The 15,455-nt window shown below is 28.1% G+C and carries 20 protein-coding genes; 15 read left to right on the forward strand and 5 right to left on the reverse strand.

The window, feature by feature from the left end:
- Positions 1-1,088 precede the first annotated feature (1,088 nt).
- The gene (locus PTA89_RS09655) at positions 1,089-1,352 is read right to left on the reverse strand and encodes a hypothetical protein (RefSeq protein WP_034983605.1); all 264 of its coding nucleotides are present in this window, start codon (positions 1,350-1,352) and stop codon (positions 1,089-1,091) included.
- 232 nt (positions 1,353-1,584) lie between these two features.
- On the opposite strand from PTA89_RS09655, the gene PTA89_RS09660 reads away from it, so the two are divergent.
- The 8 genes from PTA89_RS09660 (at position 1,585) to PTA89_RS09695 (ending at position 5,498) form a co-directional block, all read left to right on the forward strand.
- Positions 1,585-1,758: a ComC/BlpC family leader-containing pheromone/bacteriocin gene (locus PTA89_RS09660; protein WP_034983607.1), complete on the forward strand. Its 174-nt coding sequence runs from the start codon at positions 1,585-1,587 to the stop codon at positions 1,756-1,758.
- A gap of 129 nt (positions 1,759-1,887) precedes the next feature.
- On the forward strand, positions 1,888-2,145 hold the full coding sequence (locus tag PTA89_RS09665) for a DUF5976 family putative bacteriocin (RefSeq protein ID WP_034983609.1): 258 nt from the start codon (positions 1,888-1,890) through the stop codon (positions 2,143-2,145).
- 5 nt (positions 2,146-2,150) lie between these two features.
- Complete coding sequence (locus tag PTA89_RS09670; protein WP_003703435.1) at positions 2,151-2,345, forward strand: Blp family class II bacteriocin; 195 nt, start codon at positions 2,151-2,153, stop codon at positions 2,343-2,345.
- 17 nt (positions 2,346-2,362) lie between these two features.
- The gene (locus tag PTA89_RS09675) at positions 2,363-2,569 is read left to right on the forward strand and encodes a Blp family class II bacteriocin (RefSeq protein ID WP_034983610.1); all 207 of its coding nucleotides are present in this window, start codon (positions 2,363-2,365) and stop codon (positions 2,567-2,569) included.
- A 431-nt stretch (positions 2,570-3,000) separates the two neighbouring features.
- Positions 3,001-3,120: an induction peptide AbpIP family protein gene (locus tag PTA89_RS09680; protein WP_034983611.1), complete on the forward strand. Its 120-nt coding sequence runs from the start codon at positions 3,001-3,003 to the stop codon at positions 3,118-3,120.
- A gap of 412 nt (positions 3,121-3,532) precedes the next feature.
- Positions 3,533-4,414, forward strand: coding sequence for a GHKL domain-containing protein (locus tag PTA89_RS09685; protein ID WP_225355963.1), 882 nt, complete (start codon positions 3,533-3,535; stop codon positions 4,412-4,414).
- A 13-nt stretch (positions 4,415-4,427) separates the two neighbouring features.
- A complete protein-coding gene (locus tag PTA89_RS09690; RefSeq protein ID WP_034983615.1) occupies positions 4,428-5,222 on the forward strand; it encodes a LytR/AlgR family response regulator transcription factor in 795 nt (264 codons plus the stop codon).
- Between the two features lie 36 nt (positions 5,223-5,258).
- Complete coding sequence (locus PTA89_RS09695; protein ID WP_081538431.1) at positions 5,259-5,498, forward strand: hypothetical protein; 240 nt, start codon at positions 5,259-5,261, stop codon at positions 5,496-5,498.
- A gap of 807 nt (positions 5,499-6,305) precedes the next feature.
- On the opposite strand, the gene PTA89_RS09700 is transcribed toward PTA89_RS09695, so the two are convergent.
- Positions 6,306-6,527: a bacteriocin gene (locus PTA89_RS09700; RefSeq protein WP_225355962.1), complete on the reverse strand. Its 222-nt coding sequence runs from the start codon at positions 6,525-6,527 to the stop codon at positions 6,306-6,308.
- Positions 6,528-6,995: 468 nt separating this feature from the next.
- On the opposite strand from PTA89_RS09700, the gene PTA89_RS09705 reads away from it, so the two are divergent.
- The 7 genes from PTA89_RS09705 (at position 6,996) to PTA89_RS09735 (ending at position 13,339) form a co-directional block, all read left to right on the forward strand.
- A complete protein-coding gene (locus PTA89_RS09705; protein ID WP_003708555.1) occupies positions 6,996-7,142 on the forward strand; it encodes a hypothetical protein in 147 nt (48 codons plus the stop codon).
- Between the two features lie 17 nt (positions 7,143-7,159).
- On the forward strand, positions 7,160-7,357 hold the full coding sequence (locus PTA89_RS09710) for a hypothetical protein (protein ID WP_034998335.1): 198 nt from the start codon (positions 7,160-7,162) through the stop codon (positions 7,355-7,357).
- Position 7,358: 1 nt separating this feature from the next.
- On the forward strand, positions 7,359-7,529 hold the full coding sequence (locus PTA89_RS09715) for a hypothetical protein (RefSeq protein WP_003708553.1): 171 nt from the start codon (positions 7,359-7,361) through the stop codon (positions 7,527-7,529).
- 196 nt (positions 7,530-7,725) lie between these two features.
- The gene (locus PTA89_RS09720; protein ID WP_081538429.1) at positions 7,726-9,885 is read left to right on the forward strand and encodes a peptide cleavage/export ABC transporter; all 2,160 of its coding nucleotides are present in this window, start codon (positions 7,726-7,728) and stop codon (positions 9,883-9,885) included.
- Positions 9,886-9,895: 10 nt separating this feature from the next.
- The gene (locus PTA89_RS09725) at positions 9,896-11,044 is read left to right on the forward strand and encodes an HlyD family efflux transporter periplasmic adaptor subunit (RefSeq protein WP_081538428.1); all 1,149 of its coding nucleotides are present in this window, start codon (positions 9,896-9,898) and stop codon (positions 11,042-11,044) included.
- A gap of 234 nt (positions 11,045-11,278) precedes the next feature.
- On the forward strand, positions 11,279-12,580 hold the full coding sequence (locus tag PTA89_RS09730; RefSeq protein WP_201897501.1) for a sensor histidine kinase: 1,302 nt from the start codon (positions 11,279-11,281) through the stop codon (positions 12,578-12,580).
- Positions 12,581-13,339, forward strand: a complete 759-nt coding sequence (locus PTA89_RS09735) for a LytR/AlgR family response regulator transcription factor (RefSeq protein ID WP_003708542.1) — start codon at positions 12,581-12,583, stop codon at positions 13,337-13,339. It begins immediately after the preceding gene.
- A 594-nt stretch (positions 13,340-13,933) separates the two neighbouring features.
- Here the strand turns inward: PTA89_RS09735 and PTA89_RS09740 are convergent.
- From PTA89_RS09740 to PTA89_RS09750, 3 genes are all read right to left on the reverse strand, one after another.
- Positions 13,934-14,083: a hypothetical protein gene (locus tag PTA89_RS09740; RefSeq protein ID WP_157997913.1), complete on the reverse strand. Its 150-nt coding sequence runs from the start codon at positions 14,081-14,083 to the stop codon at positions 13,934-13,936.
- A 27-nt stretch (positions 14,084-14,110) separates the two neighbouring features.
- The gene (locus PTA89_RS09745; RefSeq protein ID WP_003708535.1) at positions 14,111-14,245 is read right to left on the reverse strand and encodes a ComC/BlpC family leader-containing pheromone/bacteriocin; all 135 of its coding nucleotides are present in this window, start codon (positions 14,243-14,245) and stop codon (positions 14,111-14,113) included.
- 169 nt (positions 14,246-14,414) lie between these two features.
- Positions 14,415-15,227 carry a site-specific integrase gene (locus PTA89_RS09750; protein WP_081538426.1) on the reverse strand — a complete coding sequence of 271 codons (813 nt, stop codon included), beginning with the start codon at positions 15,225-15,227 and terminating at the stop codon, positions 14,415-14,417.
- Positions 15,228-15,455 lie beyond the last annotated feature (228 nt).

A 15,455-nucleotide genomic window follows, 5' to 3' on the forward strand; every position in this document is an offset into this window, starting at 1 on the left:
AACTCAACCATAAACATATTAAGAATCCCAAATATAGAACTAGAAAAGTAATTAACATTATAGTACGTTCTAATTGCTTAGGAATTTTAGGAATAGGAAGTTTAAATAATGGCTGATGATAAAGAGGGACAACTCCTAATTGTGGTAGAGTAGAGTTTTTACTTCCTCTATTCCTTAAAAGGATTGGATGGGCTTATTTTTATAGCAAAAAAAGCAGAAGTTGGGTTGCTTGCCACCGCATCTGCTTTTACTATCTGGATTAATACTTCAAAGATTAATGTTTCCGTTTATGACGGTTCTTAATCTTGTCCGAAATAATATCAGATATTATATTTGTTAGGATAGTTAGCCCTAACATTTGTAGTAGGTTTAGCAAGAGGTATACACCTCAATTCCGGTACAGTTTAAGATGGTTAATCTTATGTACCAAAGGTCATTATACACTATGATATAAGTCAAAAAAATATTTTAAAGTGATTTATTGACAAATTTATATGCTGCTATATAATTTAGATAGTAGGTTAGTAAGAGGTTAGTTACCTCAAAAAGAAGTTATGGTTAGTTACCATTTATTTCCTCCTTTCTGTTATTCCAACAGAAAGGTTTTTTTATTATTCTTAGAAAACATAAGACACCTTGTTTCTACCTATTATATGAGTAGAGGCAAGGTGTCTTTTTTGATTGAATACGATTTGAATACGTTGAACCGAAACTATGGAACATTACAGTGAACTAAATATCATCTTTTTTGTTAAAATGGTAGTTATAGAAAGCTTTGAGAAAGCTCAAAAAATTGCACGTTAAAACGAAGCGTTTAAAGCTAACTATCTAAAGTGGTCAGGTGATAAATTGTTATTTATTATGAATGGGAGTTAAGGCACCTGTTAAAATTAGTGCTTGGACGAACTTTAAGACTTTATTTAATGGAGCTTCAGGTTGGTGGGCAACTTATGCAAGTGGGTATATAGGCGATTACTTGGATTTCACTAATCGAAAAATTATATCATTAAAAAGAAGTACAAAATTGTTGATACATATGTTAATAAATAAGCCTATCAGATGTAATTTGATACCTGATAGGCTTATTGTTATCTTCCTGAAATCAAGAAAAATTTAATAATAGAAATAAAGATAAATAGCAATTGTAATCCAAAATCAATTCTATTTAGTGGATGCTTGTCATCAGTAGCTTCAAAATAATGGAAATGTAGCATGGTTGTAACCAAAGAAGAAAAGGCTAGTATACCAAGATGAATTAGATTTCCATCAACTAATGTCCAGATCAATAGGAATAAAGTAATTAGTGAAACAGAAATTTTGCTGAAATTAATATTATTAGAAAAACTATTCATAATTTTTACCTCAATTCATTATAAAAGTATTTTTATTATTACATAGAAAGTAATAAATTGAGGAGATTTTTCCAATTTGGTAATAAATAGTGCCTATCTGGTTGAAAAAAGAGAATAAGAATAAAATTTAGCAAAATTAGAAGAAATAATCAAAAAGAGCAGATGAAGTGAATAATCATAAGTGTAAATTATAGCTATAATAAATTTTTAAAAATTATGAGGTGTTGAAGTTATGAATAATAATTTTGTACAAATTGATAAGAAAGAATTGGCACATATAATTGGTGGAAGAAATTCTTATGACTATATAGATAGTGGTAAGTTTGGTTATGATATAGGATGTACAATCGCTAATACCAAATTTTTCAAAAGATTGAGACATTCAAATCAAAATATTTGTAGTTAAAAAGAAATGTAACCAACTAGGTATAGAATAACGTATTTTACGCTAAATTGATATTTGAATACAGAATGATAATACAATAAAAGTGTAAGTATATGTTTCACAAGTGTTTTAGAAAGGATGTGTTTTTACATGCTAAAAAAACTATGGGAGACTTGGTTGGATGGTGGATTCATTAGAGGAAAGAAGAGATATGTTATTGCTCCAGTTATTTGGGCACTATTGATTCCACTAGGAATATGGTTGTTTGGTAATGAGGACATGTCTTATTTAGATTATATCCAGACGCCTAAAATGATAATAGTTGCTATTTTTTGTCTAATAGGTGGTAGTACACTACTTTATTTATTAGATACTACAATGAAGGTAAATAAACATATGAAAGGATGATTATCATGATGAAGGAATTTACAGTATTGACAGAATGTGAATTAGCAAAGGTTGATGGTGGGAAACGTGGACCTAACTGTGTAGGTAACTTCTTAGGTGGTCTATTTGCTGGAGCAGCTGCAGGAGTTCCACTTGGACCAGCTGGTATTGTAGGTGGAGCAAACTTAGGAATGGTAGGCGGAGCGCTTACTTGTTTATAATATAGGAGTGATTTAAAATGAAAAATCTAGATAAAAGATTCACAATTATGACTGAAGATAACTTAGCATCAGTAAATGGTGGTAAAAATGGTTATGGTGGTAGCGGAAATCGCTGGGTTCACTGTGGAGCTGGTATCGTAGGTGGAGCTTTAATTGGAGCTATCGGTGGACCTTGGTCAGCCGTAGCGGGTGGAATTTCTGGTGGATTTGCAAGTTGCCATTAATATAAATATAAAAAATTAGAAAATAGATCTATTTTTCTGCAAGTAGTGTCAAGTGTAAGTTATAGTATATAGCTAAATTTGACACTACTTTTATTTTTAATAGAATATAATATATTTTGGGAATTAGGAAATAAGTACATGATAATTTAGGTTACAGTAATAGTTGTATATATTATCTTTATCAGTATCTATACTAGTAAAAAAGAAGATAGACATTACAAGTCATTTGATGAGAAAGCTATAGAAAAGAATAAGAAAGTAGGTTATGTGAGGCATGGGTGTTAAACTTTATGTGGTGGCTATAGGCTATAGTTTTAAGAATTTCATCCAAATAAGCATTAAAATGAACCGAATATGATAAAAAACGAATAAAGTAGATTAAAAAATGTTAAACTATATTTGTAATAAAGATAACAAAGGAGAGATTTTTTATGAAATTTGAAGTGTTAACAGAAAAGAAGTTACAAGTTATTGTAGGTGGTAAACAAGAGGGAGGAACAAAAACTTATGATAAAGTATGTAGGTTTAAATTTTTAGGAATTTGCAAGTAAAATGACAGATATAGTGGATATATATAATAGATATAATATTATATTATATGCAGTTGGTTTATTTATTAGTGTAGCATGTGACTATCTATTTTTCTATTTAATTACACCCATTAATAGAAGTAAAAAGCAAAATATTCTATTTACAATTATTACATTTCCGATAGTTTTTTTGTATCATGGAGGTGGAGATTTAGGTGCTTTTTGTGCCGAACTTTTTGAAGTGTCGGCTTTTTATATAGTATATAAAAGAAGAAAAAGAGATTATCAGGTATTGGGAAGAATATTAATTCTCCTACTATATTCATATCTTTCATTTGAGATAGAATTTTTACTTTCACAAATAATTTCACAATACATCAGCGCACTTCCAATAGACACTATTGTTATAAATATTTTAGAATACTATATTTTAATGAAAACAGATATTATAAAGAATTTAGATGATGAATATGGGAAGACATTCTTCTATTTAATTATTTATTTATTAGTCAGTTTTGCAGGAATATATTATTTGACTGGTTATTTATTTAAAGTTGATAAGGTGTTATATCTTATATTATTAGTAGTTATTATCGTACAATTAATTTTCTCACTATATATCTACAATAATAGTAAAAAAATTAGACAAGATAAATTAAGTTTACAGCAAATTAAAGATTTAAAGATTTACACTCAACAGTTAGAAAGTAGCCAGCGAAGTTTACGCAAATTTAAGCATGACTACCAAAATATGTTAGTAAGTTTGAAGCTCAGTGCAAAGAAAAATCATGATAAAGAGTTAATAGATAAACTAGCTGAATATTCGAGTAAGATCTTAGAAGATAAAGTATTATGGCAGTTTAATGATGTTGACAACATTAAAGATGAATTATTAAAGAGTCTATTTATCAGTAAATTGAATAGAATCTTTCAAGATAATATTCAATACTCTTTTGAATGTCGGGATGTGATAGATAGTTTATCGAATGAGTATAATGCATTTGATATAATTAGAATATTAGGGATTACGTATGATAATGCAATTGAAGAAAGTCTTGAACTTGGCGATGAAGCTAGGATAGATACAATGGTTTATCGAGAGAATGGTGAGCTTGAAATAGAAATTAAGAATCGTTGTCGAAATACAGACTTAACAATTCAAGATATGAAAAAATCGGGTTTTACAACTAAGAAGAATCATGATGGATTAGGATTAGCTAATATAGAAGAATTAAGTCAACCTTATAATGATATTTTTATCAATTATCAAATTAAAGATGGTTGGTTTACTTTCCTTATGGTTATGAGTATTTAAGGGGTAGTTTAATTTGGAAGAATATGGAATTATTATTTGTGACGATGAGAAGGATCAAGTTAGAAGGATACATGATCTAGTTAAATATGCTATTTGGTCTTTAGAAGATTCTGCTGACAGTAAAGATAAAGAGTTTAAAATAACTTTGGAAGCTAATAGTTATATTGAAGTAGCTGACTATTTAGAAGATAATAAAGTAGATAGTGGAGTTTATTTTTTAGATATCGAGCTTAGTAGGGATAAAGCAGATAGAGATGGAATAGACTTAGCTGAATTTATTAGACAAAGAGATCCAAATGCACAGATAATTTTTATTACAGCTTATGAAAATCTAGCAGCAATGACCTATCGACGTCGCACAGGAGCGTTAGATTTTATTACTAAAAATGATAGTGATGAAGTGATTCAAAAGCGACTAAATGAGACTTTATCATTAGCTGCAAGGAGAATTAGGGAATCTCATGCCATAAAGAAAATGACATTTAGCTATAAAATGGGCAGAAGAATTATTAACGAAAATATTAATGATATTCTATATATTATTACCACTCCTAAGTCACATAGATTAGAAATAGTTACAGTTAATGGTATGGGTGAGTTTACAGGCGATATTAAGAAGTTAGAGGCAGAAAATGATTTTCTAGAAAAAATATCACAATCTTGTTTAGCTAATCCAAGTAATATTGTTGAAATTAACCTGTCAACAAGGGTTATTTCTTTTAAAGATGGATATAAAGAGACTTTTCCTAGAAGAAGTAAGGCTAAAATGAAAAGTTTGATTGAAAGGTATAATTTGAAAACAGTTTAATCTTTTGTTTTTATTGATATAGGTGGTGAAAATGACATGGTAGAAATAGGTATTATCATATTACTAGTTGTAGGGTTTATGGTAATTTCAAGGTTGAAAGTAAATTTTACAAAAAATAGTAGATATGCAGGCTTTTTATTGTTAATATTACTGGATCTAAATGGACTTATGCGAACTTCTATGTTAACAATGAGAGGTTTAATCTTATTGGGAACATTGATGGTTTTTGTAGTTATGTTGATTAAAGAAATTAGACAAAATAGAAAATATAATTAATAAAGAGGGTTGGAACTAGGGTATTCCAATTCTTTTCAAAATCCTGTGTAGTCCTAATGTTGGATCCATAGGATTTTTTATTTTCTATGTGAAAAAATTAAAAATTCTATAATAACCACGATTCTGTCACTACAGAGTTAGAAAAATAACAAACAGAAGACGAGTGATTATTATGGAAAACACAAAAAGTTTAACATCCACGCTCTCATATAACTTATTTTCTTATTGTATTTTAAATTTTTTTTAGATAATGCCCATCTTCTTTTTTACTAGTATAAATACTGATAAAAATAACATATACGATTATAACTACAATCCAAAATGACATATATTCTACTCCCTTAACACCAATGATTCTATTTGAAAAAAATAGTGTCAAATTTAGCCAATAGATTATTAGCTTATATGACACCATTCAAAAAATATTTTATTATTTAATATAACTACCTATCATTTACGCGGCTTACTTGTAACTATAATTACTATCCCTACAGACATTAGAAAAATCGAATATATTACGCCACTTCCTAACATCATATTGATTAACCCCATAAGTATCTGACCTATACCTATGCAATACATAAGAATTCTATCTGTCTTCTTCATCAGGAATTGTGATACCCAATCCACGCACCTGCTCCTGCTCCAACTATTCCACATCCTGTTGTGACCCATGGTCCAAATTGTTTACACACTTTGATACCCTCAGTTGCACCACCTAAAGCGCCTATAAAAGCATTTCCCTAGTTATTTCCACCTACAATGGTAGATAATTCTTCAACTTTTACAACATAAAATCTAGTCATCTTAAAAACCTCCTGTCGCACCTGTAACTATAGTCCAACCAATAGGTGCATAATGTGCACCTATCATAGCACATGGAACTCCACAAATTTCACCACCTAATCCAGTGCCTGCTATCGCTGCACTAGCAAATCCAGCCACATAAGAGCTCCCTTTACTACCTTTACCACCATCAACCTTTGCTAACTCACATTCTGTCAATACTGTAAATTCTTTATCCATCATGATAATCATCCTTTTAAATGTTTATTGACCTTTATTAATGTATCTACAACATAAAGCAATGGACTGCTAGATATTAAACAAAAAATAGCAATCATTATCATTTTAGGAGAGCTAATAAATTCCAAAAAAGGTATACTGGCAGAGTTGCCTAACCAATCACCTAGCCAAATGCCTAAAGGTACAAAAATTGCTAAATTAATTGAAAAAAGAAAGTATCTATATTTTTCCTATTTTCTAGCCGTGATGCCCATAATTTAATCAACGCCTTTCATTGACAATGTAAGTTATATCTTAACCACACTGCTAGTATATGTCATTTCTAACTTAGATAATATGAATTAGCGAAAGATGTGTAAAATTAAACAGAATTGGTACTATTGCCAAATAAATCTAAAAAAAGACCAAATTTGATAATTTAGACATAATGATTTAAGAATATGATAAATTGAAGCTAGGAGGTGAATTGCTATGAAAGTGTATAACGAAGAAAATCTAGCCGAAATTATTGGTGGGAGAAGTATAGAAGGTAAGATATGGTATGGATATGGCTACCAATTAGGGATGACGGCAAGATGGAATTTAAGACATCCGTATTTTCAATTACCTTATCATTAAAAGTGGAGGAGTAAGATATGAAAATAAATAAAAAGTTTTATAAAAATTATACTTTTTATATCGGTTTAGTAATGTTATCAATAGCGATAGGAAGTATTTTTTTTGATAAAGGATATTTTTTATTTACAATTATTGATATATTTTTTGCTTACTTAGGCATAAAATATATTTATCAATCATTGGTGGTAACAAAACTTTGCGAAAGAGGTCATTAAAATGAATAAAAAATTAAATAGTATAGATGAAAAAGATTTAGTAAAGATTGTTGGAGGGGGTTCTCCATGGTCAAACCTCATTGTTCAAGGAGCAGTTGCAGTTTTTAAATCTGGATATAGACACAGAAATGATATAAAGGCAGGATTTAGTGCAGGATTTTACGGTAAATAAAATAAGAAAGCTAGGAAAAATCAAATTAAAATTTACTCAATGATTTTTCTTAGTTTTTTATTTTGATAAGTCAAAGAAACCAAATAAGTAAAAAAAGGACCAAATTCGATAATTTAGGCATAATAATTTACAGACATGATACACTCAATATAAAAGAGATGAAAGATAATAAGTTTAGTAAAGGGGATATTAACTTATGATACATAAATATAAAAAATATTATATCCCACAAGTAGATGAATCTGATTGTGGTGTAGCTTCGTTAGCCATGATTTTAAAACATTATGGTTCTTCTGTATCATTAGCGTATTTAAGAAAAATTGCTAAAACAACAATGGAAGGTACCACAGCATTAGGAATTGTTAAAACAGCTCAAGAATTAGGATTAGAAACGCAGGCAGTAAAAGCAGACATGTCCCTTTTTGAAATGAAAGATATTACGTATCCTTTTATTGCACATGTGATTAAGAATGGAACATTATTACATTACTATGTGGTATTAAAAGCAACGTCTAAATATATTTTAATTGCAGACCCAGCTCAAGAAGTAGGGATAACCAAAATGTCATATGAACGTTTTGAAGAAGAATGGACAGGTGTTACTTTATTTATTGCTCCCGGTATTGAATATAAGCCAGTAAAAGAAGATAGAAAAAAGTTATGGTCTTTATTTACTAAGTTATTTAAACAAAAGCAGTTAGTGCTTAATATCGTTTTAGCAGCCTTACTGATAACAATTATTAGTATCTTAGGTTCCTACTTCTTACAAGCAGTTATCGATACATATATTCCTAATGGCATGCGTAATACAATGGCAATTATTGCACTAGGATTATTAGTAATTTATATTTTCAATTCAATTTTTACGTATGCCAGAGATTTTCTATTAGCTGTTTTAGGACAACGACTTTCAATCGAAATTATACTAAGTTATATTAGGCATATTTTTGAGTTACCTATGGAATTTTTTGCAACTAGAAAAACAGGGGAAATTGTTTCTCGTTTTAATGATGCCAGTAAGATTATAGATGCTCTAGCTAGTACAGTAATATCTATTTTTTTAGATGTTAGCATTGTAGTTATTATGGGCATCATTTTAGCCATTCAAAACCTTAAATTACTGGGTATAACGCTCATATCACTTCCAATCTATGCAGTTATTATTCTTACTTTTACCAAAGCATTTGAAAAATTAAATAATAAGCAAATGGAAAGTAATGCAGTACTTAGTTCGTCTATTATTGAAGATATTCAAGGTATAGAAACGATAAAGGCTTTAAATAGTGAGCAGACTCGCTATCGTAGAATTGATAGTCAATTTGTAGACTATTTGAAAAAATCACTAGCCTATTTAAAAACTGATTCATTACAACAAGCATTAAAACTGTGTATTCAACAATCTTTAAATGTCGTAGTGTTATGGCTAGGGGCGAACTTAGTGATTAACAATCAACTTTCCATAGGACAATTAATGACTTTTAACGCCTTATTAAGTTATTTTGTAAATCCATTGCAAAATATTATAAATTTACAGCCAAAATTACAGAGTGCAAGAGTAGCTCATAATCGCCTAAATGAAGTTTATTTAGTGGAAAGTGAATTTAAAGATAAAAAAGTCATTCATGATGTTCAACAACTTCAAGGAGATATTGAGTTTGAAGATGTTGATTATCGTTATGGATATGGAGAAAATGTTCTAGATAAGATTAATTTGACAATTAAGCAAGGAGAAAAATTAACAATAGTGGGGATGAGTGGTTCTGGTAAGTCAACTTTAGTTAAACTATTAGTAAATTTTTTTGAACCAACTTCAGGAATTTTAAAGTTTAATAATCATAGTAGTAATGAAATAGATAAACATATCTTACGTTCTTATATTAACTATGTACCACAAAATCCTTATATATTCGCAGGAACCATAGAAGATAATCTTAAATTGGGTAATCGGATTAATGTAACAGATGAAGATATTTTTAATGCATGTAAAATTGCGATGATTGCCGAAGATATAGCTAAGATGCCACTGCAATTAAGAACAGAACTAGACGAAAATGCTAATACTTTATCAGGTGGACAGAAGCAAAGAATTACAATTGCTAGAGCTTTATTATCGCCAGCACAAGTATTGATTTTTGACGAGTCTACAAGTGGATTAGATGCAATTACAGAAAAAAGGTTAATTGATAATTTAATGCAATTAAAAGATAAGACAATTATTTTTATCGCACATAGATTATCAATAGCTAAACGAACAGATAATATTTTAGTATTAGATAATGGAAAAATCGTGGAACAAGGTAGACATGATGAATTGTTAGCACAAGAGGGATACTACTACAATTTAGTTAATAGTTAGGGGTGGAATTATGGAAGATAAATTTTTAGAAAGTAGTGAATTTTATTCTACTAGATTTAGAAACTTTTCAACTATGATTATTATCCCAACTGCAATTTTACTGTTGCTAGTAATCATGTTTGGCTTTTTTGGAAAAAAAGAAATAACTATTAAAGGAGTAGGGACACTTGAAGCTGTGGGAACTAATCCTGTTATTCAAGCAACTGTAAATAGTCCTATTGAAAAGAACTATTTAGAAGAAGGTAAGTATGTTAAAAAGGGTGATACACTTCTTGTATATAATAATGTAAATATCAGGGATAAAGAGAAATTATATAACTATCAAAGAGAAACTTTAAATCAACAGTTAGAAGCATTAAATTTACTCAAACAAGGAATACAAACGAATCAAGATACTTTTGGAAGTGATGATGAATTTGGATACCATAATGAGTTAGATAGTTATTTAGAACAAAGAAATACATATTTGACAGAAAATACAATGATACAGGAAAAAGCAAAAAATGATAAAGCAAAACAAAGCTCGATTTCTAGCGAATTAAAAAAGCAAGGAGAGTTGTCATCAAGTATACCTGATTTTGACTCATCAAAATATGACGTTGAAATAAATAATCAAAAACTTCAAGAGTTACAATCAAGTAAGCTAAACTCTATTAATCAAGAAATTACAAAAGTTAAACAGAATCTTCAAGAGATAGATACAAATATCAGTGATAATAATAATGTTAATAAGGAATATAAGGTAACAGCCATTAAAAATGGAATTCTACATATTAACAATAACTATAAAGGAAGTAGATATGTAAGTGCAGGTACAAATCTAGCACAGATATTGCCAGTATTAAAAACACAAAAAACATTGAAAATTAATGCATATATAAGTACGGCAGATATTTCTTCCATTAAGGTAGGGCAAAACATAAAATTTAAAGTAATCAGAAATGTTCCTAAGCCGATTATTTTAACAGGCAAAATTTATAAGATAGGTGTTTCTCCAGTAACGGTAGAAAAAAATGATTACTATCAAGTTGAAGCAAAAGTCAATATTAATGATAGTAATAAAGATTTACTAAAATATGGTATGCAAGGACAAACGACAGTAATTACAGGGAAAACAACATTTTTTGAGTACTATAAAAATAAATTATTAGACAAATAAATCATTTACTACGGTTTTTACAACATTTACTACATCTTATGCTATTTATTTAATTTATATTCTATAATAGGAGATATTGTAAATTAAAGAAGTGAGAAAGATGATATTTAGTCTTATCATTTTAATAATGGTAGTTATTGCTGTATATCTAATATGTAAAGATATTATAAATAATTTAAATAATCGTTTGTAAGAGCCGTGAGATTTCATGGCTCTTTTTTAGGGGGATTTCTAGTGAACTTAGAATTATTAATTCCTATTAGTTTATCAATAGGAATTGTACTATTGTTTAACACATATCAATTTAAAAGAATGAATATAGTATCAATCATAAATATCTGTATAGCGTTTATTTTATCACTGTATAATGGGATTTATTACCATGAAAGATATTTACTGTTACTTTTGGTATTGGTAATTGAAGTAATAGTAATAAATAAAAAAATTATAACAGTAGATATAGCAGTATTATTAATTATTTATTTATTTTTTGTTTTAGATTATAATATTTTACTTTTTTTAACACATTTAGTTGGTACAATAGCAGGAAAAATTACGAAATTTGATGAATTTTTAATAGGTGTGTTAATTATAGTTAGTCTTATAGTGGTTTATTTGTTACTAAAGAATAATCGAAATAAGATTAATAAAATTATCGAAACTATAAAACATAATACAATCTTATTAAAAACCATTATATCAGTAGTGCTAATCTTATTATTTTCTGAAAGTTTGATATTATTTTTAGTGGATATATATGGAATAAGGGAATTGGTACAAGGTTTTCTAATTGCTTTTTTAGGTATTGTAACAGGAATGATTTTACTTATTTTAGATTATTATATAGTAATGTATCAAGAAAAAGTACAGTATAAGTTGCAACGTGAAAAATATATTCAACAAGAGAAGTATTTATCTGCTTTAGAGAAAAGTTATCAAGATTTAAGAAAAGCCAGACATGATTATCAGAATACTTTGTTAGCCATTCAAGGAGCTATAAATGAAAAAAATATATTAGAAGCAGAAAATTATTTAAAAGAGATATTGAAACAAACCAATAATGATACTAAAAATGAAGCTAAGATTTTATTTAATCTAAATAAAATAAAATTATCTGGAATTAGAAATCTATTAGCAGTAAAAATTAAAAAAATGCAAGAATTTGGAATTAAATATACAATGGAAGTTATAGATGATATTGATAATTTGCCGGGGGATATTGTCAGTATTGTAAGAATTATAGGGATATTGGTTGATAATGCGATAGAGGCATCACAAAATCAGGATAATCCGCAGATTAATCTGGCACTGATTAAGTATAATTCTAAAGCTTACAGTTTTTCGATTGTGAATAAAATTAACAAAAAAGTCGAACTTAATAAAATTATTGAACGAGGATATACAACAAAAGAAAATCATACAGGTTTAGGGCTTGATAATGTATTACAGTTGGTAGAAAAATCAGAAAATTTTACTCTTGAAATCAATCAAAGCAACAATACGATAGAATTTGACTTTATGATGGAGGGAATGTAGATGCTAAAAGTATTAATATTGGAAGATAATAATCTTCAGCGTAAAACCATTAGTCAAATTGTTCAAAATAGAATTATGATTAATAATACGGATAAATCATATGATATGGAAATTGCAATTTCAACTGATAATCCAGTAGATGCTATAAATTATGTGGAAAATCATAGAGAAGAAATGGTACTAGCTTTTTTAGATATAGATTTAAAAAATAAACAAATTAATGGGCTTGATATTGCGGAGCATATTCGACAATATCTAAGATTTGCAGAAATTGTTTTTGTAACAACTCATCAAGAATTAATGCCATTAACTTTACGAAAGAAAGTCGCACCATTAGATTTTATTGATAAGGATAACAATATGACTGACCAAATTAGAGAATGTGTAGATATAGCATATGAACATTATCAAAAAGAAATTAGTGGTCCTAGTAAAAGTACTCTTACTTATGAGATTATGAATGGTATATATAAGCAAATATTAATTGAGAAAATATACAGCTTTGAATCAATAAAGGGTAATAATAGGCATATAAAATTAATTGCGGAAGATGCAGTAGCTACTATTATCGGTAACTTAAGGGATATTGAGCAAAAGAATGAAGAATTTTTTAGATGTAATAGAAATACAGTAATAAATCTTATTAATATTGAGCAAATAGATTTAAATTCCAAAATAATAAAGTTAAAAAACAGTAGCATATATAATATAAGTACTAGAAAAATTAAGGATATTAAAAAAATTCTAAAAAGTAGATAGAAATAAAAGAGGCTGGGAAAAAACTATATTTTCAGATAAATTTTAGAAAATAGTTGTATTAAAAACCGCTAGGAATCAACGTTTTTAGTAACGTGATTTCTAGCGGTCTTTAAGTCTTGAGACTTTTTTCCCAGACTCTTTTTGTTAGCTAATTATTATTTATTTTTTCTATAAAATTTAATATTTGCAAATAATAATACAATTAAAGTTGTAATAGTTATCCAAATATTAAGAGAAAATAAACTATGCATTAAGATAATTTTTGCTAGACTTATTAAAGAAAATAGTCCTAACATAACTGATAATAGTATAATATTTAATTTCATTAAAATCGCAAGTCTTCTAAAAAGTTAATGTAACTGTAATATTCCCAACATAATGACCCGATCTTATAAAGACATGCTTAATTCTTATCTTTTGAATATTTAGCATGTCTAATTTTTGCAGCAATTAATATAATAAATAACGGAACAATTCCATTAACTTGTCCACGAGTGAAAATATCTACAATTATTAGAAGGAACGTAATAATTATAAGTATTGATTTTAGTTTATTGTATTTCATAATAATCATTCCTTACTTTATAAATGACATCAAATTAAGAATAAACCTGCAACCGCTATACCCCATAAAGCAGCTTTACCGGTATAATGACCGATACGACCGGCTAACCTATTATACCCTCCGTTTACATGAGACAATGTAGTGTCTGAAATTATTTCAAATTTTTGTAAATTATTCATAGTAATCATCCTTCTTGATATTAATAATTAAATTGCATTAAGAAAACCTTCACCAAAACTAACTACTGCATCAACAATGTGGTATCCCAAACCGTGTTTACCACCGATAATACCCTGTAATTCTGTATTATTTAATGATGTAAAATTGTTACAATTATCCATAAAAAAGACCTCCTAAAAATTATATTTAGTAACTGTTAACAATGTATAGTATATACGCATTTTACAGCAAAAGAGAAAAATGTATTAAATGTATAAAATTATGTATTAAGTGATAATTATTATCATAGAACAGCATTTAATTCACTTGAAGTACTATTTAATACAATAATTATGACAATTCATAAACATATTCATTAAAATCAACATTCAACAAATTTTGACGATAATATACTAGCGACTTAATAGATAGATGAAGATGATTCAAAAGCTCAATTTCAGACTTATCTTTATTAGTAAGGAGATAATTATAGATATAGCTTTGTCTTAATTTTGAAGGAGCTAGTGTCATATTCAAAATTTCTTCATCAGGTCTAACTCTCATTAATAATGAATTTAGCGAATTCAATGGTTTCTCAGGATCGTTTTTTAGTGAGAATACAAAATAATTATCGGGTTTTACTTCAATATTATCTAGCAAAATTCCAATATTTTCTGTATTAAAGTTTCGAAGCTGTCCAAAAGTAATATTAAGTAATCCCTTTGGTTCGATGTTTTGAGAGATTAAAAAAAGTTCAAGTTTAGCATCATCGGAAAGTTCTGCAATTTTGAAAATTTCAGGTAGGTATTGTTGCCAACCAAGTGTAATATTGGTATATTTATTGACTTTATAAGTTTTTAAATCGATTAAGGGGTATTCATCAATCAAGTGATTACTATAGAGAAAAGTAAAATACTTTTTCAAGTGAAAATAATATTTATTAGCAGTATTAGCAACAATATGATGTTGTTCTTGAATATTTACAAGATAGTTAGTGATATCTTGAGGTCGGACAAGACGAATATCATTACCATGTTCTGATTGACTATAAAAATAGTTATAGAAACTATTGACGGTATAATCGTACAACATTACGGTACTTTCGCGATAATGTTTAACATCTTTAGCCCAAGATAGAAATTTTTCACGATAAGGATACTCCATATATAACACCTCACTAAAAATTACGTTGCAACTATAACTATTGAAATTATATCACATACAAAGATACCCTCAAAAGTGTTATAGAGAATCTTTTGAGGGTATTTTGCATAATTAACTTAAATATTGAGTAAAGAGATGCATATAGTTCGGTAAATGCTAGATAAGTTTATTTTTTTAAATTTTACATTTAATTAAGTGTTAGTTATGGTTAATTTACATATAAATAAG

It is taken from the genome of Ligilactobacillus salivarius, from assembly GCF_035231985.1.
In the GTDB taxonomy this organism is placed as follows: domain Bacteria; phylum Bacillota; class Bacilli; order Lactobacillales; family Lactobacillaceae; genus Ligilactobacillus; species Ligilactobacillus salivarius.